The organism is Neoroseomonas marina, from assembly GCF_012927745.1.
In the GTDB taxonomy this organism is placed as follows: domain Bacteria; phylum Pseudomonadota; class Alphaproteobacteria; order Acetobacterales; family Acetobacteraceae; genus Neoroseomonas; species Neoroseomonas marina.
Genome location: NZ_JABBKX010000002.1, coordinates 486,698 through 509,710 on the forward strand (window position 1 = coordinate 486,698; position 23,013 = coordinate 509,710).

The following is a 23,013-nucleotide window of genomic DNA, read 5'->3' on the forward strand; positions in this document are numbered from 1 at the left end:
GGTTCAGCGCTCCTGCTTGCGGAGGAACGCTGCGCTCAGCCCGATCAGGACGGGCCCGGCGAGCGCCAGCGACAGCATCTCCGGCCGCAGGTCAGGGAAGTGCAGCGCCTTGGAGAAGACGCCACGCGCGATCGTCACGTAGGGGGCGGTCGGATAGATGTGCCCGATCACGGCGCCGATGCCCTCCATCGAGGCCACGGGATCGATCACGCCCGAGAACTGCACGGCCGGCAGGATGGTCAGGATCGCCGTCGCGAAGATCGCCGCGATCTGGCTGCGCAGGAAGGTCGAGCACAGCAGGCCAAGCGCCGTCGCGGCGCCGAGATACAGCAGCGTCGCCAGCGTCAGCGCCGGCAAGCTGCCTTTCAGGGGCACCCCGAACAAGGTCAGCGCCAGGATCAGCAGCAGGACGAAGTTCAGCATCCCCAGCACCATGTAGGGCAGCTGCTTGCCGAGCAGGAACTCGAAGCGCGTCACCGGCGTGACATAGAAATTGACGATCGAGCCGAGCTCCTTCTCCCGCACCACGCTCAGCGCCGTGAGCATGGCGGGGATCAGCATCAGCAGGATGGGGATGACCGCGGGGACCATGGCCACCAGGCTGCGGACGTCCGGATTGTAGCGGTAGCGCGTCTCGATGGTGAACAGCGGCGTGCCGCGGCCCTGGACGGACTGCGCCGCGCGCTGCGCCAGCCATTGCGCATGCATGCCCTGCACATAGCCGCGAATGGTCTGCCCGCGGGACGGCATGGCCCCGTCGATCCAGGCCGCGACCTCGGCGGGGCGGCCGCGGGCGATGTCGCGGGCGAAGCCGGGCGGGATCTCGATGGCCAGCGTCACCTCGCCCGACTGCATGCGACGGTCGAGTTCCTCGTAATCGCTGATCGGCGGCCTTTCCGTGAAGTAGCGCGACCCCGCGATGTTCAGCGTGTAGTCCCGGCTGGTCGTGGTCTGGTCGCGGTCGAGCACCGCGAAGGTGAGGTCCTCGACATCCAGCGTGATGCCGTAGCCCATGATGACCATCAGGATCACGGTGCCGAGCAGCGCCAGCGTCGCACGGATCGGATCGCGGCGCAGCTCGAGCGCTTCCCGCCGCGCATAGCTGCCCATGCGCCGCGCGTCGAAGCGGCGGCGCGGCGGCGGCGGTGCGGTCGAGGTGGCGAGCGGGGGCGCCGCAGCGGCCTCCGTCGCGCCGGTCGCTTCGCGGAGGCAGGCGACGAAGGCATCCTCGAGCGTCGCCACGCCCCGCTTCGCCTTGAGGGCTGCCGGCGTGTCGCTGACCAGCACCTTGCCCGCATGCATGAAGGAGATGCGGTCGCAGCGCTCGGCTTCGTTCATGAAGTGCGTGGAGATGAAGATCGTCACGCCGTCGCGCCGCGACAGCTCGACCAGCATGCGCCAGAAATCGTCCCGCGCGACCGGATCGACGCCCGAGGTCGGCTCGTCGAGGATGAGCATCTCCGGCCCATGGATCATCGCCACGGCCAGGGAGAGCCGCTGGCGCTGGCCCAGCGGCAGCGCGTCGGGCAGCGCGTCCATGATGCCGCCGAGGCCGAAGCGACCGGCCATCTCCTCGATCCGCGCCGGGATCGCGTCGCGCGGCATGCCAAAGAGACGCGCATGGAGGTCGAGGTTCTGCCGCACCGTCAGCTCGCTGTAGAGCGAGAAGCCCTGCGACATGTAGCCGACGCGCCGGCGCGTCCCGAGGTCGCGCGCATCCACCTGCCGGCCGAACAGCCAGGCCTCGCCCTCCGTGGCGGGAAGCAGGCCGGTCAGCATCTTCATCGTGGTCGTCTTGCCGCAGCCGTTGGACCCGAGGAAGCCGAAGATCTCGCCGCGCCCGATCCGGAAGCTGACCCGGTCCACCGCGGTGAAGTCGCCGAATCGCATGGTGAGGCCGCGCGCCTCGATCGCGACCTCACCATCCAGCGTCGCGGGGCGCGGCGGGATGTCGATGCGGCTGTGCCCGGCCCGCCGGTCCTCGGGGAGCAGCGCGACGAAGGCGGCCTCGAGCGTCTCGGTGCCGCTGCGCGCCAGCAGGTCGCCTGGCGTGCCGGTGGCGAGCACCCGCCCACCATCCATCGCCGCCAGCCAGTCGAAGCGGGCCGCTTCCTCCATGTAGGCCGTCGCGACCAGCACGCTCATGCCCGGCCGCCCGGCGCGGATGCGGTCGATCAGGTCCCAGAACTGGCGGCGGGAGAGCGGGTCGACGCCCGTCGTCGGTTCGTCGAGGATCAGCAGGTCCGGATCGTGGATCAGCGAGCAGCAGAGGCTGAGCTTCTGCTTCATCCCGCCCGACAGCTTGCCCGCCGGCCGGTCCAGGAAGGGTGCGAGGCCCGTCGCCTCGGTCAGCGTGGCGATGCGGCGCTGGCGTTCGGCGCGGTCATGGCCGAAGAGGCGGCCGAAGAAGTCGATGTTCTCGGCCACCGACAGCGTCGGATAGAGGTTCCGGCCAAGGCCCTGCGGCATATAGGCGATGCGCGGGCCGACCTCCCCGCGGTGGCGGGCCGAGCGCATGTCGCCGCCGAGAACCTCGATCCGGCCGGACTGGATCGCCCGCGCCCCGGCCACCAGCGCGAGGAGACTCGACTTGCCGACGCCGTCCGGCCCGATCAGGCCGGCCATGCAGCCCGCCGGGATGTCGAGTCCGATGCCGTCGAGCGCGATGGTGCGGCCGTAGCGCAATCCGACCTCGCGCAGGCTCGCGACCGGCGCGGTCATGACGGGGGCAGCCGCACCTGCAGCCGCGCGGGCCATTCCACGCGCGGGTCGACGCGGACATAGGCGACGCCGGGCAGGCCGGTCTTGACCTGGCTGGCGTGCTCCCGGAGCAGGTCCGGGCTGATGCGCGCGCGGACGCGGAACATCAGCTTCAGCCGTTCCTCGGCGGTCTCGACCGTGCGCGGCGTGAACTGCGCGACGTCCGAGACGAGCGACACCTGCGCCGGGATCACGAACTGCGGCACGGCGTCGAGCACGAGGCGCACCTCGGTGCCGAGCGCGACACGCCCGGCATCGGTCGTGGGCAGGAAGAAGGTCATGTAGACGTCGGCCAGGTCGACCAGGTTCACCACGCGCCCACCGGCGGCGATGACCTCCCCGGCCTCGGCCACGCGGTACTGCACGCGTCCAGCGCGCGGGGCGCGCAGCGCGCTGTCGTCGATGTCGACCTGGATGCGCTGGATCGTGGCGCGGGCGGCCTCCGCCTCGGCGTCCGCGCCGACCACCAGGGCGCGGGCGGAACTGATCGCGGCCTCCGCCGCCGCGACCTGGGCGCGCGCCGCCCCCTGGGCCGCCCGCGCGCCTTCGAATGTGGCGCGGTCATCGTCCAGGGTCTGCTGCGGGGCATTGCCGCGGGCGGCGAGTTCCTCGGTGCGGGACAGCCGCCGCCGCGCGGCGTCGAGCAGCGCATCGCGCTGCGCGACCACGGCCTGGGCGGCGCCCCGTTCCGCCTCGCGCTGCACGACCATGGCATTAGCGGTCTCGATGCCGATCAGGGCGCGCTGCAGGCGTGCCTGCGCCTCGCGCAACTGTGCTTCGAGCGCGGCGGTGTCCATCCGGGCGACGACCTGGCCCGCGGCAACGAAGTCACCCTCATTGACCAGGACGGCGGCGATGCGGCCGGCGATCTTGGCGGCGACGTCGATCTCCACCGCCTCCAGCCTGCCATTGCCGCTGGCGATGCCCGGCGGCAGCGGGGCCGGGCGAAGCGTCTGCCAGCCGACATAGGCCGCAGCGGCCGCCGCCGCGACCAGGGCGATGATCGCAATCGTCTTCAGGAAGGGTCGTGGCTTCACGGCAAGCGTCCGGCGCATCTGGGTTTGGGGCCGCACATAGGCCCGGCGTGACAGGCCGGCCTTGCGTGACCGCAAGGACGGCGACGGATCAGCCAGCCCGGTCGGTCAACGCACCGCGCAGGAAGATCTCCACCGCTTCGCCGGCGAGGCGCTCGATCTCGGCTTCGGATGGTGGGCCGTTCAGGCCGAGCAGCAGGAACATGTGCGCCGCGCCGATCGCCGCGCCGAACAGCATCCGCGCCGCCTGGTGGGCATCCGCCAGGCGCAGCTGGCCGGAGTCGATCTCGGCGGCGAGGCGCCGCTCGATGGAGCTCGCGCCGCGACCGGGCCCCGCGCGATGGAAGGCGTCGGCCAGTTCCGGGGCGCGGCGCACCTCGGCGATGATCAGGCGAAAGATCGCGACCTGCTGCGGTTCGAACAGGTGCCGCGCGAGGGAGACGAGCATGGCCCGAAGCGCGGTGGCGAGGTCGGGTTCGGCCTCCGCCGCCGGGTCGATGCCGAGGGGGCAGAGGCTGTCCTGCATCACCGCCTCGAACAGCAGGGCCTTCGAAGCATAGTGCTGGTAGAGCGTCCGCTTGGACATGCCGGCGGCGTGGGCGACGTCATCCATCCGTGCGGCGGTGTAGCCGTCGCGCAGGAAGATGCCGTGCGCCGCCGCGCGCAGCAGGCGATCGCGATCCGCCTCGGACAGGCGGCGCCGCGGGGCGGCCTCCGCCACGTCGCTCATGATGCCCCGGATCCCGCCCGCGCCATGGTTCCGCTCCGCTCCTGCCAGCCCCCGCCGAGGGCACGATACAGCGAAACCCGGTTCTGCTGCCGCTGCAATTCGAGGGCGATGAGCTCCTGTTGCGCCTGGAAGAGTTGCCGCTGGGAGTCGAGCGAGGCCTGGTAGTTGTCGAGCCCGGTCCGGAAGCGCAGCAGGGAAAGCCGGTAGGCCTCCTGGTAGGCGCCGACCAGGGCGCGTTGCGCAGCGATCTGCCGGTCATAGGTGCCGCGGGCGGCGAGCGCGTCCGAGACCTCCTGGAACGCGGCCTGGACGGAGCGTTCATAGGTCGCGACCTGGATGTCGGTGCGGATGCGCGCGGCATCGAGGCTGCCCTGCAACTGCCCGGCTTTGAAGATCGGCAGGTTGATCTGCGGCGCGAAGGTCCAGGACCCGCTGCCGGCGCCGAACAGCTGGTTCAGCCCTGCGCTCGCCGTGCCGGCATTGGCCGTCAGGGTGATGCTGGGGAAGAAGGCCGCGCGGGCGGCGCCGATCTCGGCGTTCGCGGCGGTGAGGTTGCGCTCGGCCGCCAGCACGTCCGGTCGGCGCAGCAGCACGGCGGAGGAGACGCCGGCCGGCACCTCGGCCACCGCGCGGCCGACCGAGGAGAGCGAGGCGGGCAGGATCTCCTGCGGGACCGGCGTGCCGAGCAGCAGCGCGAGCGCGTTCACGTCCTGCGCCTTCAGCCGGGTGTAGCGCTCGAGCCCCGCGCGGGCGGTCTCGACCGAGGTCTGGGCCTGGCGCAGCGCGACCTCGGTCGCCGTGCCGCCCTGGAAGGCCGCGCGGGTGATGGCGAAGGCTTCCTCCTGGTTCGCCAGGGTGCGGCGGGTCAGGTCCAGCGCCTCCTCGTCCGCCGCGATGGCGAGCCAGGCATTGGCCACCTGCGCGACGAGGCTGATCTGCGCGGCGCGGCGTGTCTCGCCGTAGCTCAGGTAGCGTTCGAAGGCCGCGGCGCTCAGGCTGCGGACGCGGCCGAACAGATCGATCTCATAGGCGCTGAAGCCGATGCCGGCGCCGTAGATGCGTCGGGTGATGCCGGCGGCGGCGTCGATCGGCACCGAGGAGGAGGCGACGGGCAGCGGCGTGCGGCTGGCGTCGAAGGACCCCGTGGCGCCGAGATGGGGAAACAGGTCGGCGCGCTGGACGCGGTACTGCGCCTCGGCCAGTGCGACGTTCTGCACGGCGATGCGCAGGTCGCGGTTGTTGGCGATCGCCGTCTCGATCGCGCGCTGCAGGCGCGGGTCGGCGAAGGCGTCGCGCCAGCCGATGGCGTCGGCCTCGCGGTCCGGGTCGACGGCCGCGACGGCCGCGGTGCTGCGATAGGCCGGGCCCTCGGGCCAGGCGGCAGGCACGCCGGCGTTGGTGGCGGGGGTGTCCGGGATCAGGCTGCAGCCGGTGGTCAGCAGCAGCGCGAGGGACAGGACGGGCAGTCGGGTCATGGTCACTCTCCGGCCTGCAGCACCGGGGCCGGCGGGGATGCTTCGGGGGTGTGGCGCCGCCGCGTGCGGAACAGCCGCAGCACCACGAGGAAGAAGACCGGCACGAAGGCGATGGCGAGCAGCGTCCCCGCCGCGACACCGCCCAGCACGCCGATGCCGATGGCGTTCTGCCCGCCCGCGCCGGCGCCGGTCGCGATGGCGAGCGGCACCACGCCGAGCCCGAAGGCGAGCGACGTCATGATGATCGGCCGCAGGCGCTGCCGCGCGGCATCGACCGCCGCTTCCACCAGCCCCATGCCCTTGTCGAAGTTCTCCTTGGCGAATTCGACGATGAGGATGGCGTTCTTGGCCGACAGGCCGATCGTCGTCAGCAGGCCGACCTGGAAGTAGATGTCGTTGGACAGCCCGCGCGCGAGGGAGGCTGCGACCGCCCCCAGCACGCCGAGCGGCACGACCATCATCACCGCCGCCGGGATCGACCAGCTCTCGTACAGCGCCGCGAGGCAGAGGAAGACCACGAGCAGCGAGATGGCATAGAGCGCCGGCGCCTGGCCCGAGGATTGCCGTTCCTCATAGGACAGGCCCGACCAGGCATGGCCGAAGCCGGGTGGGAGCTGCTGCATCAGGCGCTGCATCTCGGCCATCGCCTCGCCGGTGGTGCGGCCCGGGGCGGGAGCGCCGGCGATCTCGCGCGAGGCGATGCCGTTGAAGCGCTCGAGCCGCGGCGAGCCATAGGCCCATTCGGTCCGGCCGAAGGCGGAGAACGGCACCATCTGCCCCGCCGCGTTGCGTACGAACCAGCGGTCGAGGTCGCCGGGCAGCATGCGCGCGCCGGCCTCGCCCTGCAGGTAGACGCGCTTCACGCGGCCGCGATCCATGAAGTCGTTGACGTAGGTGGCACCCCAGGCCGTCGCGAGGGTGGTGTTGATGTCGTTCACCGTCAGGCCGAGCGCGCTGGCGCGTTCCCAGTCGATGAGGAGGTGGAACTGTGCCTCGTCGTTCAGCCCGTTGGGACGCACGGCCATGAGCACGGGGCTTTGCGCAGCGAGGCCGAGCAGCTGGTTGCGCGCATCCATCAGCGCCGCGTGGCCGAGGCCCGACTGGTCGAGCAGCTGGAAGGTGAAGCCGGTCGCATTGCCGAGTTCGGTGATGGCGGGCGGGGCGAAGGCGAAGATCATCGCGTCGCGGTGGCCGCCGAAGCGGGCCATGATGCGCCCGTTCAGCGCCTGCACCCGCTGGGCCGCGCCGGGACGGTCCCCCCAGTCGCGCAGCCGCACGAAGGCCATGCCGGCATTCTGGCCGCGGCCGCTGAAGTTGAAGCCGTTCAGGGAGAAGACCGAGGCGACCGTGTCGCGTTCCTCCTCGAGCAGGTAGCGGGTGACCTGGTCGAGCGCGGCCTGGGTGCGGCCCGCCGTGGCGCCCGGCGGGGTGATCACCTGGACGAAGCTGATGCCCTGGTCCTCGTCCGGCAGGAAGCCGCCGGGCAGGCGCAGGAAGCCGAAGCCGAGCGCGCCGAGCAGCGCGCCGTAGATCACCAGCATCCGCAGCGGGCGGCGCAGGCTGGCGCCGACGAAGCGCGCGTAGCCGCCGGTGAGGCGTTCGAAGCCGCGATTGAACCGGCCAGCGAAGCCCTTCTGCGACCGGCCCGGCTTGTGCGGCTTCAGCAGCGTGGCGCAGAGCGCCGGGGTGAAGAAGATGGCGGTGAAGACCGACAGCGCCATCGCCGTCGCGATGGTGATGGAGAACTGGCGGTAGATCACGCCGGTCGATCCGCCGAAGAAGGCCATGGGCAGGAAGACGGCGGCGAGCACCAGGCCGATGCCGATCAGCGCGCCGGTGATCTGGTCCATCGACCTGCGCGTGGCCTCGAGGGGCGACAGATGCTCCTCGGCCATCACGCGCTCGACATTCTCGACCACCACGATGGCGTCGTCGACCAGCAGGCCGATGGCCAAGACCATGCCGAACATGGTCAGTGTGTTGATGGTGAAGCCCGCGGCCTGCAATACCGCGAAGGTGCCCAGCAGCACGACCGGGACGGCGATGGTCGGGATCAGCGTCGCGCGGATGTTCTGCAGGAACAGCAGCATCACCAGGAAGACGAGCACCACCGCCTCGAACAGCGTGTGGATCACGCTTTCGATCGACAGCTTCACGAAGGGGGTGGTGTCGTAGGGGTAGATGACCTCGAGCCCCTGGGGCAGCAGCGGCCGCAGGCTGTCGATCGTCGCGCGCACCGCCGCCGCGGTGTCGAGCGCATTGGCGCCGGAGGCGAGCTTGATGCCGATCCCCGCCGCGGGGCGGCCGTCATACAGGGCGCTGACGGCGTAGTTCTCGGCGCCGACCTCGACGCGCGCGACGTCGCGCAGGCGGACCTGGGCGCCGTCCGTCCGCACGCGCAGCAGGATGGAGCCGAAGGCCTCGGGCGAGGTGAGATAGGACGGACCGATGACGGTGGCGTTGAGCTGCTGGCCCTCGACCGCAGGCAGGGCGCCCATCTCGCCGCTCGCGACCTGGACGTTCTGCGCCCGGATGGCGGTCGCCACGTCGCCCGGCGTCAGCCCGTAGTTCACCAGCTTCGCGGGGTCGAGCCAGATGCGCATCGCATACTGCGCGCCGAAGACCTGGTAGTCGCCGACCCCCGGCGTGCGGCTGATCGGGTCCTGGATGCTGGTGACGACGAAATCGGAGATGTCGGAGTTGCTCATCCGCCCGTCGGCGGAGACGAAGCCCACGACCATCAGGAAGTTGCTGGTCGCCTTGGCGACGCGGATGCCCTGCTGCTGCACGGTCAGCGGCAGGCGCGGCACGGCGAGCTGCACCTTGTTCTGCACCTGCACCTGCGCGGTGTCGGGGTTGGTCCCCTGCGCGAAGGTGAGAGTGATCGTCGCACTGCCGTCCTTCGCCGCATTCGAGGCGAAGTAGAGCAGGTTGTCGATGCCGCTCAGCTGCTGCTCGATCACCTGCACGACGGTGGATTGCACCGTTTCGGCCGAGGCGCCGGGATAGCTGACCTGGATCGAGATCGCCGGCGGCGCGATGGACGGGTACTGCGCGACCGGCAGGGTGCGCAGGGACAGCAGGCCGGCGAGCATGATCGCGATCGCGATCACCCAGGCGAAGACCGGGCGGTCGATGAAGAAGCGGGCCATGGGGATGCCTCGGTCAGCCGCCGGCGCGGACGGGGGTGGCCTCGGCGGTGGCCGTGGCCTCGGTGGCGTTCACGCGGGCGCCCGGGCGGATGCGCAGCACGCCTTCCGTCACCACGCGGTCGCCTGGGTTGAGGCCGGCCGACACCAGCCAGTTCGTGCCGACGGCACGGCTCGCCTGCAGGATGCGCTGCTCGACCACGCCCTCGGCGTTCACGACATAGGCCATGGGCTCGCCGCGCGGGGTGCGCTGCACGGCCTGCTGCGGCACCAGCAGCGCTTGGTCGACGACGCCTTCCTCGACGCGGGCGCGCACGAACATCCCCGGCATCAGCAGGCCGTCCGGATTGGCGAAGACCGCACGCAGCGTGACCGAGCCGGTGCCCTGGTCGACGATCACCTCGGAGAACTGGATCTCGCCGCGATGGGCGTATTCCGTCCCGTCCTCGAGGATCAGCGCCGCGGAGGCGCGGTCGGCGGAATCGCGCCGCAGAACGCCCTCGGCGACGTCACGACGCTGGCGCAGCAGCGCGGCACTCGACTGGGTCAGGTCGACATGGATCGGGTCGAGCTGGGTGACGGTGACGAGGGCATTGGCCTGGCTCGCCGTCACCAGCGCGCCGACCGTCACCGAGGACCGACCGGTGCGCCCGGCGATCGGCGAGTTCACCACCGTGTAGCCGAGGTTGATCCGCGCGGTGTCCACCGCCGCCTGGGCCGAGGCGACATCCGCCTGCGCCTGGCGCAGCGCGGCCTCGGCGGTGTCGAAATCCTGCTGGCTGACGGCGCGCGCGCCGACCAGCGGGCGGTACCGGTTGACCGTGGTCTGCGCCTGGTCGGCGGAGGCCCTGGCGCGGGCGAGCGCGGCCTCCGCAGTCTCGAGCGCCGCCTGGAAGGGGGCGGGGTCGATGCGGAAGAGCGGCTGGCCGGCGGTGACCTCCTGCCCCTCGGTGAACAGGCGCTCGCGCAGCACGCCGCCGACCTGCGGGCGGACCTCGGCCACGCGGAAGGCGGTGGTGCGGCCCGGCAGGACGGTGGTCATCGGCGCCGCCTGGCGCTGCAGCGTCACCACCGTGACCGAGGGCGGCGGCGGCGGCGTGGGCGCCGCATTGGCAGCGCCGGCGCCGGGCCCTTCGTCACAGGCGGCGACGAGGAGCAGGCCGGCGAGCAGGGCGCCGCGACGGGCGGAATAGGTCCGGTGGGGCATGGGGCCTCGATGGAAACTCGTCGGTTTTCATTTTGGAAACTGGCGAGTTTCTTGTCGGCCGTCAATCCGGATTGCTGCGTTGCAACAAAACGATACCGATCGTCAGCCCTGGGCCCGCCGCACGATCTCGGCCCCGACCTCGGCCAGGCTGCCCGGCGAGAGCACATGGCGCGCGAGGGGCAGGATGTCGGATTCCTCGAAGGCGAGCAGGCGCCGCAGCGCCTCGGCGAAGCGCAGCACCGCGGCGCCGAAGCCTGCCGGCGGTGGATGGTGCGCGACGACGAGGCGCAGCCCGGCGAGCACCCCCTCCCGGTCGTCGCGGACCGCTTGCAGGAGGCGGTCGAGCCGGGCAAGCGCGCCGGTCCGGTCGGCCGGGACCAGGCGGGGATGGAGGCATTGCGCCTCGGCCGCGAGGTGGCGGGGCAGGTCCCCGGAGAGCCAGCCCGCCAGCGCCCGCGCCAGGGCAACGGTCCCCGCAGCCCCGGGCGCCCGCGCCACCCGTTCGAGGTGACGCAGCAGCGCCCGCTGGCGAGCGTGCTCCGCGCTCAGGAAGGCGAGCGGATCGGCGAGGAGCCTGGCATCCAGTGGCCCGAACTCCGCGCCGCGCCGGCGCATGGCCGCCCTACTGTACGAGCGCCCCGTCGGCCGCCGCGAAGTCGAAGCCTTCGATCCGCGCGCGGCCGGCGAGCACCGCGATGTACTGCCGCACGGCGGCGCGCCAGGCCTGGGCGCGCAGGTCGGCGGCGACGCGCTCGGCCACCGCCTCGTAGGGCATGCGCGTGGCCGGGGCGTGGGCGTGCAGTTGCACGACGTGCATCCCGTAGCGGGACGTCACCACGACGGGACTGACCTGGCCGGGCGAGAGGCTCGCGAGGCACGTCTCGAACTCCGGCACGGTGCTGCCGCGCGCGACCTGGCCGAGATGGCCGCCCTGGTCGCGCGAGGGGCAGGCGGAATGCAGCCGCGCCAGGGCGGGCAGGCTGTCAGGGTCGGCCTGGATCTGGGCGAGGATCTCTTCGGCCCGCGCGAGGGCCGTGGCGCGCTCGGCCTCGTCCTCGGGGTCGGCCGCGATGAGGATGTGGCTCGCCTCCCACAGGTCCGGGGCGCCGAAGCGTTCCGGATGGGCGGCGTGCCAGCGGCGCGCGGCGGCCTCGTCGAGCGCGGGGACGGTGATCTCGGCCGCGAGCAGCACGTCGAGCGCGGCATCGTCCTCGGGGTCGAGGCCGCGCGCGACGGCCGCGTCCTGCAGCAGGCGGCGGATGACCAGCGCCTGCGCCGCGGCGTTCCAGGCGGCCTCGGCGGTGTCGGCGGGGTGGTGCTGCATCTCGGCGGCGACCTCGCGCGCCGTGATGGGGGTGCCGTCGACCAGGATGTCCTGTTCGGGCAGGTCCGGGCCCTGCCGCGCGGGTTCGGCGGGGCGTTCGGGCGGGGCGTGGAAATGGACGGCCATGGCGCCTACTCCGCCGGGCCTGCTTGCGGCGCGGCGACGGGGCCGGGCCGCGCGGTGGCGCCGCCGCGGCGGCGGACGATCTGCCAGTTGCGCCCGAGGTACCAGACGGGTGCGGAGAAGATGTGCACCAGGCGCGAGAACGGCGTGAGCAGGAACAGCGTCATGCCCAAGACCATGTGCAACTGGAACACCCAATCCGCCCCACGCACATACTCGGCGGCACCGCCGCGGAAGGTGACGATGTGCTGCGCCCAGGCCGAGAGCTGCAGCATCATCCCGCCGTCGCGATGCCCGATCGAGAAGGGCAGCGTGATGAGGCCGAGGCAGAGCTGCACCCACAGCATCGCCAGGATGACGATGTCGATGGTGGTCGAGGTGCGGCGGATCCGCTCGTCGAACAGGCGCCGGTGCAGCAGCAGCGTCAGGCCGATGAAGCAGAAGAAGCCTGCGATGCCGCCCGCGGTGATGGCGAGCGCCTGCTTCTGCTGCACCGTGATGAAGTGCTCATAGACCGAATGCGGCGTCAGCAGGCCGACCAGATGGCCGAAGAAGATGAACAGGATGCCGAGGTGAAACAGGTTCGACCCGATGCGGAACTGCCGCGCGCGCAGCAACTGCGATGATCCCGAGCGCCAGGTGTACTGGTCGCGGTCGAAGCGGATCAGGCTGCCGATGAAGAAGACGCCGGCGCAGATGTAGGGGTAGATCCCGAAGAGGAAGGTGTGCAGGTAGTCGGTGAAGCCGTTCCAGAGGGCGGACATCGCGGCTCTCCTTCAATGCCTGGCGGCGGCCTGGCGCACGGAGCGCAGGCGCTGGATCATGGCGGCGACCTTGGCGCGGGCGCCTTGCTGGTCGGGGTCGGATTCGGGGCCGAAGACCACGGGTTGGTCCTCATAGGCGGCATCGATGGCGGCGAGGTCGTCCTCGTCCGCCTGGTCCTGCGCGTCGGTCGGCAGGGTGGTGGGGGCGAGCCGCACCTCCGACAGCACGGCGGCGAGCACCGCGGCATAGCCGCGGGACGACGGCAGCCCGCGCGAGAGCAGCTTCGCGTGGATCTGCTGCAGCAGCGGCCCGGCCTGGGAGAGCAGGTTCGCCGCCGTTTCCGCCGGCGCGACCGCGCAGAACTCGAGCACGAGCGGCAGGTAGTCCGGCAGCTCATGCCCCGTCATGGCGAAGCCGTTCGCGTCGTAGATCGCGACCAGTTCCACCATGGCCGGGCCGCGGTTCCGCGTGTCGCCGTGGACATGCTCGAAGAGATGCAGGCTCGTCGCGCGGCCCCGGTCGAAGAGCCGCACGAAATCCTCCTGCCGGTCGAGCGGGTCGCCGGCCGCGAGCCGGCGCGCGAGCCGTTCCAGCGCGCGGCGGTCGCGGTCGGCGAAGCCCGCCGTGGCGATCGAGGACAGCACGTCCGGCAGGTCGGCGCGCAGCACCTCGTCCGGATAGCGCAGCAGGGTCGAGAGGATGGCGAGGCGCGTGTTCACGATTGGCCCTCCTTCTGCGCCTCGGCGGCCTCGCGGATGCGCGGCGGCGCCATGCGCCCGGCGGAGGGGCCGGAGGCGCTGAACAGGTTGCCCACCGTGCGGCCGTCGTAGCAGCCCTGGCCGAAGGAGAAGCCGCAGGACGACTTCAGGTCGAAGGCGTTCTCGGCGTATTCGCGGTGGGTGGTCGGGATGACGTAGCGGTCCTCGTAATTCGCGATCGCCAGCGTCTGGTACATGTCGTTCACCTGGTCCTTGGTCAGGCCGACCTTCGCCAGGATCTCCATGTCGTCGCGGTTCTCGACGGTGCGGGCGCGCATGTGCATGCGCATCGCCATCATGCGCTGCAGCGCGAGCACGACCGGGGTTTCCGCGCCCGCCGTCAGCAGGTTGGCGAGGTACTTCACCGGGATGCGGAGCGAGGAGATGTCCGGCAGCCCATCCTGCCAGCCGACATGGCCGGCCTCGACCGCGGACTGCACGGGCGAGAGCGGCGGTACGTACCAGACCATCGGCAGGGTGCGGTATTCGGGGTGCAGCGGGAAGGCGATCTGCCAGTCGATGCACATCTTGTGCGCCGGGCTCTTGCGCGCCGCCTCCAGCCAGGCTTCCGGCACGCCGTCCTTGCGCGCCTGCTCGATCACCTTGGGATCATGTGGGTCGCAGAAGATGTCGAGCTGGCTGCGATAGAGCTGCTGGTCATTCTCGACCGACGCCGCTTCCTCGATGCGGTCGGCATCATAGAGCAGCACGCCGAGGTAGCGGATGCGGCCGACGCAGGTCTCGGAGCACACGGTCGGCTCGCCCGCCTCGATGCGCGGGTAGCAGAAGATGCACTTCTCGGCCTTACCGGACTGCCAGTTGTAGTAGATCTTCTTGTACGGGCAGGCGCTGACGCACATGCGCCAGCCGCGGCACTTCTCCTGGTCGATGAGGACGATGCCGTCCTCCTCGCGCTTGTAGATCGAGCCCGACGGGCAGGAGGCGACGCAGGCCGGGTTGAGGCAGTGCTCGCACAGGCGCGGCAGGTAGAACATGAAGGTGTTCTCGAACTGCCCGTAGATCTGCTTCTGGATGCCTTCGAAGTTGCGGTCGGCGGAGCGCTTGCGGAACTCCGTGCCCAGGATCTCCTCCCAGTTCGGGCCCCACTTGATCTCCATCCGCTCGCCGGTGATCAGCGAGACGGGCCGCGCGACCGGCATCGCTTCCGATTCAGGTGCCGTCTGCAGGTGCGTGTAGTCGAAGGTGAAGGGCTCGTAATAGTCGTCGATCTCGGGGAGGTTCGGGTTGGCGAAGATGTTCGCCAGGATCCGCCACTTGCCGCCGATCTTCGGCTGGATCTTGCCGTTGCGCTTGCGCGTCCAGCCGCCCTTCCACTTGTCCTGGTTCTCCCAGTCCTTCGGATAGCCGATGCCCGGCTTGGTCTCGACGTTGTTGAACCAGGCGTATTCGACGCCCTCGCGGCTCGTCCACACCTGCTTGCAGGTGACGGAGCAGGTGTGGCAGCCGATGCACTTGTCCAGGTTCAGGACCATCGCGATCTGAGCGCGGATCTTCATGGCCGTTACTCCGCCGCCTTGAGGTCAGCCGCCTGGGGTGTCACCCGCGGCCCGTCCAGCCATTCGACATTCGCCATCTTCCGCACGAGCACGAACTCGTCACGGTTGGTGCCGATGGTGCCGTAGTAGTTGAAGCCGTAGGCGAGCTGCGCGTAGCCGCCGATCATATGCGTCGGCTTGATCGTGCAGCGCGTGACGGAGTTGTGGATGCCGCCGCGGGCATGCGTGATCTCGCTGCCCGGAACGTTCACGATCTTCTCCTGCGCGTGGTACATCATGACCATCCCCTTGGGGACGCGCTGGGAGACGACCGCGCGGGCGCAGAGCGCGCCGTTGGTGTTGAAGGCCTCGATCCAGTCGTTGTCCTCGATGCCGGCGTCCGCCGCATCCACCTCGGACAGCCAGACGATCGGCCCGCCGCGCGAGAGGGTGAGCATCAGCAGGTTGTCCGTGTAGACGCTGTGGATGCCCCACTTCTGGTGCGGGGTGATGAAGTTGAGCGCGATCTCCTTGTTGCCGTTCGGCTTCACGCCGTGCATCGGCCCCGTGGCCCGCAGGTCGACCGGCGGGCGGTAGAGGCAGAGCGCCTCCCCGAATGCGAGCATCCAGGGATGGTCCTGGTAGAGCTGCTGTCGGCCCGTCAGGGTCCGCCAGGGGATCAGTTCATGCACGTTGGTGTAGCCAGCGTTGTAGCAGACCTCCTCGCTCTCCAGCCCCGACCAGATGGGCGAGGAGATGATCTTGCGCGGCTGCGCCTGCACGTCGCGGAAGCGGATCGCCTCGTGCTCCTTCGGCAGCGCGAGGTGCGTGTGGTCGCGCCCGGTGAACGTGCCGAGCGCCTCCCATGCCTTGACCGCAACGTGACCGTTGGTCTCCGGGGCGAGGTGCATCAGCGTCTCGCAGGCGTCGATGTCGGATTCCATCTTCGCCAGCTTGCCCTCGACACCGGGCACTTCGACCTCGCCGTTGAGGTGGCGGAGGAACTCGACCTCATGCCCGGTCTTCCAGGCCATGCCCTTGCCGTTGTTGCCGAGCTTGTCCATGAGCGGACCGAGCGAGGTGAAGCGGGCATGGGTGTTCGGGTAGTCGCGCTCGACCACCGTCACCGCCGGCATGGTCTTGCCGGGGATCGGCTCGACCTCGCCCTTCTTCCACTCGCGCACGTGGTGCGTCTGGCCGAGCTCGGCCGGACTGTCATGCATCAGCGGGGTGAGGACGGTGTCCTTCTCCTTGCCGAGATGGCCGTTGCAGAGCGCGGAGAAGCGCTTCGCGATGCCACGGAAGATCGCCCAGTCGGTGCGGCTCTCCCAAGCCGGATCCACCGCCGCCGAGAGCGGATGGATGAAGGGATGCATGTCCGAGGTATTGAGGTCGTGCTTCTCGTACCAGGTGGCCGTCGGCAGCACGATGTCGGAGTACATGCAGGTGGTGCTCATGCGGAAGTCGAGCGTCACCAGCAGGTCGAGCTTTCCCTTCGGTGCCTCGTCATGCCACGCGGCCTCCTCCGGCTTCGCTGCACCCTGTTCGCCGAGATCCTTGCCCTGCACGCCGTGCTGCGTGCCGAGCAGATGCTTGAGGAAGTACTCGTGCCCCTTGCCCGAAGAGCCGAGCAGGTTCGACCGCCACACGAACAGGTTGCGCGGCCAGTTGGTCGGATGGTCGGGATCCTCGCACGACATCTCCAGCGTGCCGGCCTTGAGCGACTGCGCGACGTATTGCGGCACGGGCACGCCGGCGGCCTCGGCTTCCGCCGCGATGGTCAGCGGATTGCGCGCGAGCTGCGGCGCGGAGGGCAGCCAGCCCATGCGCTCGGCGCGGATGTTGAAGTCGATCAGCGTGCCCGTGAGCTGTTTCGGCGCGGTGGGAGACAGGATGTCCTTCACCTGCACCGTCTCGTAGCGCCACTGGTCGGTGTGCGCGTACCAGAACGACGTCGAGTTCTGCTGCCGCGGCGGGCGGGCCCAGTCGGTCGCGAAGGCGACAGGGATCCAGCCGGATTGCGGGCGCAGCTTCTCCTGGCCCACGTAATGCGCCCAGCCGCCGCCCGACTGGCCGATGCAGCCGCACATCACCAGCAGGTTGATGATGCCGCGGTAGTTCATGTCCGAATGGTACCAGTGGTTCAGCGCCGCCCCGAGGATGACCATGGACTTGCCCTTGGTCTTCTCGGCGTTGTCGGCGAATTCCCGCGCCACGGTGACGATCTGCTGGCGCGGCACGCCGCAGACGGCCTCGGCCCAGGCGGGGGTGTAGGGCGCCATGGCGTCGTAGTTGGTACCGCCGTCGCGCGCCACGCCGTAGTTCGCGAGGAACAGGTCGTAGACGGTCGCGACCTTCGCGCTGCTGCCATCGGCCAGCCTGACCCACTGCACCGGCACGTCATGCGTGACGGTGTCGCCAAGCTGCGTCGGGTTGAAGAAGGCCGTCGCGCCGTCGCCGAAATAGGGAAAGGTCACCGCCGCCGTCTGGCCGCCCTGCAGCGACAGTCGCGGCGTCACCGCTTCCAGCGTCTTGGCGTCGCGGCCCTCGAGGTTCCACTTGCCCTGCTCGCCCCAGCGGAAGCCGATCGAGCCGGTCGGGACGTAGGGATTGCCGGTGGCATCGTCGATCGCAATGGTCTTCCAATCCGGGTTGTTCGCCTCGCCCGCGTTGCCGACTAGGTCGGAGGCGCGCAGCTGCCGGTCAGGCACCAGGCGCCCATCCTTCTCGGTCAGCATGACCAGCATCGGCATGTCGGAATACCGGCGACAGTAGTCGAGGAAATAGTCGCCGCGTCCCTTCGCGTGCCACTCGGACAGGATCACATGGCCCATCGCCAGCGCGAGCGCGGCGTCGGTGCCCTGCTTCGGGTGCAGCCAGAGATCGGCGAACTTCGACGCCTCGGAGTAGTCGGGCGTGACCGTCACCACCTTGGTGCCGCGATAACGGGCTTCCGCCATGAAATGCGCGTCCGGCGTGCGCGTCTGCGGCACGTTGGACCCCCACATCATGATGAAGCCGGCATTGTACCAATCTGCGGATTCAGGAACGTCCGTCTGCTCGCCCCAGGTCTGCGGGGAGGACGGGGGCAGGTCGCAATACCAGTCGTAGAAGGACATGCAGACGCCGCCGATCAGCGAGAGATACCGGCTGCCCGCGGCGTAGGAGACCATCGACATCGCCGGGATCGGCGAGAAGCCGATGATACGGTCCGGCCCGTGCTGCTTCGCGGTGTGCACGTTGGCGGCGGCGACGAGCTCCTCCGCTTCCTCCCAGGTCACGCGCACGAAGCCGCCGAGGCCGCGCGCCGACTGGTATTCCCTGCGCTTGTCCGGATCGTCCTGGATCGACTTCCACGCCGCAACGGGGTCGACGTACTGCGCCTTGGCTGCACGCCACAGCTTCACCAGGCGCTTGCGCATCATCGGGTACTTGATGCGGTTCGCGCTGTAGAGATACCAGGAGTAGGACGCGCCGCGGGAGCAGCCGCGCGGCTCATGGTTCGGCAGGCCGGGCCGCGTGCGTGGATAGTCCGTCTGCTGCGTCTCCCACGTCACGATCCCGCCCTTGACGTAGATCTTCCAGGAGCACGAGCCGGTGCAGTTCGCGCCGTGGGTAGACCGCACGATCTTGTCGTGCGCCCATCGCGATCGATAGGCGTCTTCCCAGGCGCGGCTTTCGGTCGTCACCTCGCCGTAGCCGTTCGAGAACGTGCCGGCGTACTTCTTGAAGTAGGTCAGACGATCCAGGAAATGGCTCATCGTCTCTGTTCCTTCCCGGTCAGGCGTTCACGGCGGGGCCGGGGGTCCGGCCGCGCTCGATGTCGTGCAGCAGGCCGCCGCGGCGCGTGTAGACGCCCCAGGTCACGGCGATGCACAGCAGGTAGAAGATGAAGAAGGCCCACAGCGCCGCGAGCGGGCTGCCGGTCATCGCGATCGAGGTGCCGTAGCTCTTCGGGATGAAGAAGGCGCCATAGGCGGCGATGGCGGAGGTGAAGCCGATGATGGCCGCACTTTCCTTCTCGGCCTGGGCGCGGCGCGCGGCCGCGTCGACCCCGGGCATCAGCCGTCCCATCTCCTTGCCCATGATCGCGGGGATCATCTGGAAGGTGGAGGCGTTGCCCACCCCGCTCGCGAAGAAGAGCAACATGAAGCAGCCGAAGAAGCCCCAGAACGCGCCGGGTTCGCCCTTGATGCCGAGGAAGTGGATGACCCCGTAGACACCGATCGCCATCAGCACGAACACCCAGAAGGTCACGCGCCCGCCGCCCCACTTGTCCGACACCCAGCCGGTCAGCGAGCGCGACAGCGCACCGACCAGCGGCCCCAGGAAGGCGTATTGCAGCGCGTCCACCTCGGGGAACTGGGTGCGGGCCAGCAGCGGGAAGCCCGCGGAGTAGCCGATGAAGGACCCGAAGGTGCCGGTGTAGAGGAAGCACATGATCCAGTTGTGCTTGCGCTGGAAGATCACCGCCTGGTCGGCGAAGGACGCCTTCATCGAGGCGAGGTCGTCCATCTTGAACCAGGCTGCGAAGGCCGCGGCCGCGATGAACGGCACCCAGATGAAGCCGGCATTCTGCAGCCACAGGCTGCCGCCGGTGCCCACGGCCTGCGGGTCGCCGCCGAGCCAGCCGAAGACGCCGGCGGTGATCGCCATCGGCACCACGAACTGCACCACGCTGACGCCGAGGTTGCCGAGGCCGGCATTGAGCGCGAGCGCGTTGCCTTTCTCCCGCTTCGGGAAGAAGAAGGAGATGTTGGCCATGGAGGAGGCGAAGTTGCCGCCGCCGAAGCCGCAGAGCAGCGCGAGGAGCAGGAACACCCAGTAGGGCGTGTTCGGGTTCTGCACCGCGAAGCCGATGCCGAGCGCGGGCAGGATCAGCGACCAGGTCGCGAGCGTGGTCCACAGCCGCCCGCCGAAGATGGGCGGCATGAAGGAATAGAAGATGCGCAGCGTCGCGCCCGACAGGCCGGGAAGTGCGGCAAGCCAGAACAGCTCGTCCGTGGTGAAGCGGAAGCCGACCTGCGGCAGCTTCGCCACCACCACCGACCAGACCATCCACACCGCGAAGGCGAGCAGCAGGCAGGGGATCGACACCCAGAGGTTCCGCCTGGCGATGGCGCGGCCCTTCTCCTCCCAGAAGGCGGGATCCTCGGGCCGCCAGTCCTGGATGGCGCCGCCGCGCAGCGCGCCTTCCTGCGCCGGGCCGTGGATGGGCTGCATCTCGGGCAGCGCCGGCAGCTTCTCGAGCACCGGGGCGGCCGCCTCGCGTTCCATCCGCAGGATGGCGAAGTGCATCCACACCAGCGCGACGGCGCTGATCGCGAACAGCAGCATGAAGCAGGACTGCCGGATGCCGGTCAGGTCGTTCAGCAGGCCGAAGGCCATTGGCAGCACGAAGCCACCGAGGCCGCCGATCAGGCCGACGATGCCGCCGACCGCGCCGACGCGGTTCGGGTAGTAGACCGGGATGTGCTTGTAGACCGCCGCCTTGCCCAGGCTCATGAAGAAGCCGAGGACGAAGACCAGCACGATGAAGGCGGTCACCCCGGTCTCGAGGTGGAAGCGCATCGGACCGCCGATGCCCTGCACGAGGTAATCGGTCGGCGGGTAGGACAGGATGAAGGTGACCACGACCGAGACGCCGAGCGTCCAGTACATCACCCGCCGCGCGCCGTAGCGGTCGGAGAGGTGCCCGCCATAGGCCCGGAACAGGCTCGCCGGGACCGAGTAGGCGGCGCCGATCATGCCCGCGGTCTTGATGTCGAAGCCGTAGGTTTCGATGATGTAGCGCGGCAGCCAGAGCGCCAGCGCCACGAAGGCACCGAAGACGAAGAAGTAGTAGAGGCTGAAGCGCCAGACCTGGACGTTCTTCAGCGGTTCCATCATCGCCGCGAAGGATTCCGGCTTGGTGCCGGAGGCCTTGCGCGCCGCGAGGTCGGGATCGTCCTTCGTGAACAGGAAGAAGACCACCGCCATGACCACCAGCGCGGCGGCCCAGATCAGCGCCACCGCCTTCCAGCCCATCGCCACCATGACGAAGGGGGCGAGGAACTTGGTCACCGCCGCGCCGACATTGCCGGCGCCGAAGATGCCGAGCGCGGTGCCCTGCTTCTCCTTCGGGAACCACTTCGAGACATAGGCGATGCCGACGGCGAAGGAGCCGCCGGCGATGCCCACGCCGAGCGCCGCGATCAGGAAGGTGGTGTAGTCGTAGGCGAGGCTGAGCAGCGCGGTGGCCGCCGCCGCCGAGAGCATCACCGCCGTGTACACGATCCGCCCGCCATACTGGTCGGTCCAGACGCCGAGGACGAGGCGGATCAGGCTGCCCGTCAGGATCGGCGTGCCGATCAGCAGGCCGAACTGGAACTCGGTCAGGCCGAGGTCCCGTTTGATCTGGATGCCGATGATGGAGAAGATCGTCCAGGCGGCGAAGCAGATCGTGAAGGCGATGGTCGACAACCAGAGGGCGCGCGATTGCGCTCCGGGGTCGGGTGGCGGGGCTGACTGGGACATGCCGTCCTCCGTGCTCATGCGGCGGCGCGGGCACAGGTGACGGGAGGGGGGCGGCGGACGCTTGAGCAGGATCAAGTCGAAACGCGCAAAGCCAGGAGAATCCGCGCGAATGCCAAATGCGACAATCCGGACCGTGACGTAGTCCGGAATCACGGTTGATCTGCATCAACGCACGGACCGGGCGTCCTCTTTCTCATATGCAAAGCCGGGGGGAACCGTCATGCCGCAGCCATCGCGCGCCACGGCGCTGATCGAACGATCGGTCTTCTTTCAGGCCGCCGGGCCGGCGGCGATGGCCGACCTCCTGCGCCCCAGCTTCACGCAGATCCTGCCGCGCAGCGCCGTGCTGTTCGAGGAAGGGGACGAGCCGGACTTCCTGCATGTGGTGCTCGAAGGCCGCGTCGGCCTGCAGGCGTGCGTCGCGGGCCGCGGCAGGACCATGGTCGAGCTGTTCGGCCCGGGCGAACTCTGCCTTGCCGCCGCCGTGGTGCTGCGCTTGCCCTATCTCGCCACCGCCATGGCGCTGACTGAGATCCGCGTTCTGATGATCCCGGCCGAGGTGTTCCGCGAGACCATCGCCCGCTCGCGCGAGCTCTGCCACGCGACGACCGAGCTGCTGGCGCGACACTGGCGACTGATGGTGGACCAGGTGGTCGACCTCAAGCTGCGCAGCGCGGAGGACCGGCTTGCCCGCTTCATCGCACGCCGCGTCGACGAGGAGACGGGCGCCGGCGTCGTGGAGCTGCCGGAACCCCGCGCCGCGATCGCCGCGCGGCTGGGCATGACGCCTGAGACGCTGTCGCGCGCCTTCGCCGAGCTGGAGCGCAAGGGCAAGCTGCGCCGCGGGCCGGACGGGGCGACCACGGTGCCCGACCGGGCCGCGCTGATCCCTTGACCCGGCGGGGGTGACTGTCGCGGCGCGAGGCACCTATGCTGGCGCATGCGCCTCGCCGTCATCGCCGACATCCACGGCAATTGCCTCGCCCTCGACGCCGTGCTCGCCGACATCGCGCGGCGCGGCGTGCGGGACATCGTCAACCTGGGCGACGTCGCGTCCGGGCCGATGCGACCGCGCGAGACGGTGGAACGCGTCATCGCCGCCGGCATCCCGACCGTGCGCGGCAACCACGATCGCTGGGTGGCGGAAGGGACGACCGGTGGTTCCGACGCCTTCGCGCGGGACCGGCTCGATGCGGCGCAGCGGGCCTGGCTCGGCGCATTGCCAGTGACGCTCGCGCCGGCGCCGGGCCTGCTCGCCTTCCATGCGCGGCCGGACGACGACAATGCCTACCTTCTCGAGGAGGTGGCGGATGGCCGCATGCGACCGTCGCCGGCCGCGGTGGTGGCCGCGCGGCTGCCGCCGTTGCAGGCAACGCTGCTGCTCTGCGGCCATAGCCACCTGCCTGGGCTGCTCACCCTGCCGAACGGGACGATGGTGCTGAACCCGGGCAGCGTCGGCTGCCCCGGCTACCTCGACGACACCGACCCGGCGCATGTCTGCGAGGCCGGGTCGCCCTTCGCCCGCTACGCGATCGCCGAGATCGCGGATGGCCGGCTGACGGGCTGCGAGATGCTGGCCATCCCCTACGACCACGAGGCCGCGGCGGCGGAAGCCGAGGCGGCGGGGCGGCCGAGTTGGGCACATGCCCTGCGCACGGGCCGGATGCCCGGTTGAT

Annotated in this window: 15 protein-coding genes; 2 read left to right on the forward strand and 13 right to left on the reverse strand. The window is 70.0% G+C overall.

Annotated features, from left to right (window positions below):
* Nucleotides 1-3: 3 nt before the first annotated feature.
* The 13 genes from rbbA to GWK16_RS07665 form a co-directional block, all read right to left on the reverse strand.
* Nucleotides 4-2,721, reverse strand: coding sequence for a ribosome-associated ATPase/putative transporter RbbA (gene rbbA / locus GWK16_RS07605; RefSeq protein WP_170053337.1), 2,718 nt, complete (start codon nt 2,719-2,721; stop codon nt 4-6).
* Nucleotides 2,718-3,797, reverse strand: coding sequence for an HlyD family secretion protein (locus tag GWK16_RS07610; RefSeq protein WP_408903904.1), 1,080 nt, complete (start codon nt 3,795-3,797; stop codon nt 2,718-2,720). Before GWK16_RS07610 ends, rbbA begins: the two co-directional genes overlap by 4 nt.
* Nucleotides 3,798-3,885: 88 nt before the next feature.
* Nucleotides 3,886-4,524 (reverse strand): TetR/AcrR family transcriptional regulator, encoded by a 639-nt coding sequence (locus GWK16_RS07615; protein ID WP_170053339.1) that lies wholly within the window; start codon nt 4,522-4,524, stop codon nt 3,886-3,888.
* Entirely contained in the window at nt 4,521-5,999 is a 1,479-nt protein-coding gene (locus GWK16_RS07620) for an efflux transporter outer membrane subunit (RefSeq protein WP_170053340.1), read from the reverse strand. Before GWK16_RS07620 ends, GWK16_RS07615 begins: the two co-directional genes overlap by 4 nt.
* A 2-nt stretch (nt 6,000-6,001) precedes the next feature.
* The gene (locus GWK16_RS07625) at nt 6,002-9,151 is read right to left on the reverse strand and encodes an efflux RND transporter permease subunit (RefSeq protein WP_170053341.1); all 3,150 of its coding nucleotides are present in this window, start codon (nt 9,149-9,151) and stop codon (nt 6,002-6,004) included.
* A 13-nt stretch (nt 9,152-9,164) separates the two neighbouring features.
* Nucleotides 9,165-10,355: an efflux RND transporter periplasmic adaptor subunit gene (locus GWK16_RS07630; RefSeq protein WP_170053342.1), complete on the reverse strand. Its 1,191-nt coding sequence runs from the start codon at nt 10,353-10,355 to the stop codon at nt 9,165-9,167.
* A gap of 102 nt (nt 10,356-10,457) precedes the next feature.
* Nucleotides 10,458-10,970 (reverse strand): hemerythrin domain-containing protein, encoded by a 513-nt coding sequence (locus GWK16_RS07635; protein ID WP_170053343.1) that lies wholly within the window; start codon nt 10,968-10,970, stop codon nt 10,458-10,460.
* A gap of 7 nt (nt 10,971-10,977) precedes the next feature.
* Entirely contained in the window at nt 10,978-11,805 is an 828-nt protein-coding gene (locus GWK16_RS07640; protein WP_170053344.1) for a peptidylprolyl isomerase, read from the reverse strand.
* A 5-nt stretch (nt 11,806-11,810) separates the two neighbouring features.
* Nucleotides 11,811-12,566 carry a respiratory nitrate reductase subunit gamma gene (narI, locus tag GWK16_RS07645; RefSeq protein WP_170053345.1) on the reverse strand — a complete coding sequence of 252 codons (756 nt, stop codon included), beginning with the start codon at nt 12,564-12,566 and terminating at the stop codon, nt 11,811-11,813.
* 12 nt (nt 12,567-12,578) lie between these two features.
* Complete coding sequence (gene narJ, locus GWK16_RS07650; RefSeq protein WP_170053346.1) at nt 12,579-13,286, reverse strand: nitrate reductase molybdenum cofactor assembly chaperone; 708 nt, start codon at nt 13,284-13,286, stop codon at nt 12,579-12,581.
* Nucleotides 13,283-14,842 carry a nitrate reductase subunit beta gene (gene narH / locus GWK16_RS07655; protein WP_170053347.1) on the reverse strand — a complete coding sequence of 520 codons (1,560 nt, stop codon included), beginning with the start codon at nt 14,840-14,842 and terminating at the stop codon, nt 13,283-13,285. The genes narJ and narH overlap by 4 nt, the downstream gene beginning before the upstream one ends.
* A 5-nt stretch (nt 14,843-14,847) precedes the next feature.
* Complete coding sequence (locus tag GWK16_RS07660) at nt 14,848-18,582, reverse strand: nitrate reductase subunit alpha (protein WP_170053348.1); 3,735 nt, start codon at nt 18,580-18,582, stop codon at nt 14,848-14,850.
* A gap of 19 nt (nt 18,583-18,601) precedes the next feature.
* Complete coding sequence (locus GWK16_RS07665) at nt 18,602-21,337, reverse strand: nitrate/nitrite transporter (RefSeq protein ID WP_170053349.1); 2,736 nt, start codon at nt 21,335-21,337, stop codon at nt 18,602-18,604.
* A 220-nt stretch (nt 21,338-21,557) separates the two neighbouring features.
* On the opposite strand from GWK16_RS07665, the gene GWK16_RS07670 reads away from it, so the two are divergent.
* Both GWK16_RS07670 and GWK16_RS07675 read left to right on the forward strand, forming a co-directional pair.
* The gene (locus tag GWK16_RS07670) at nt 21,558-22,232 is read left to right on the forward strand and encodes a cyclic nucleotide-binding domain-containing protein (RefSeq protein ID WP_170053350.1); all 675 of its coding nucleotides are present in this window, start codon (nt 21,558-21,560) and stop codon (nt 22,230-22,232) included.
* A 45-nt stretch (nt 22,233-22,277) separates the two neighbouring features.
* Nucleotides 22,278-23,012, forward strand: a complete 735-nt coding sequence (locus GWK16_RS07675; RefSeq protein WP_170053351.1) for a metallophosphoesterase family protein — start codon at nt 22,278-22,280, stop codon at nt 23,010-23,012.
* Nucleotide 23,013 lies beyond the last annotated feature (1 nt).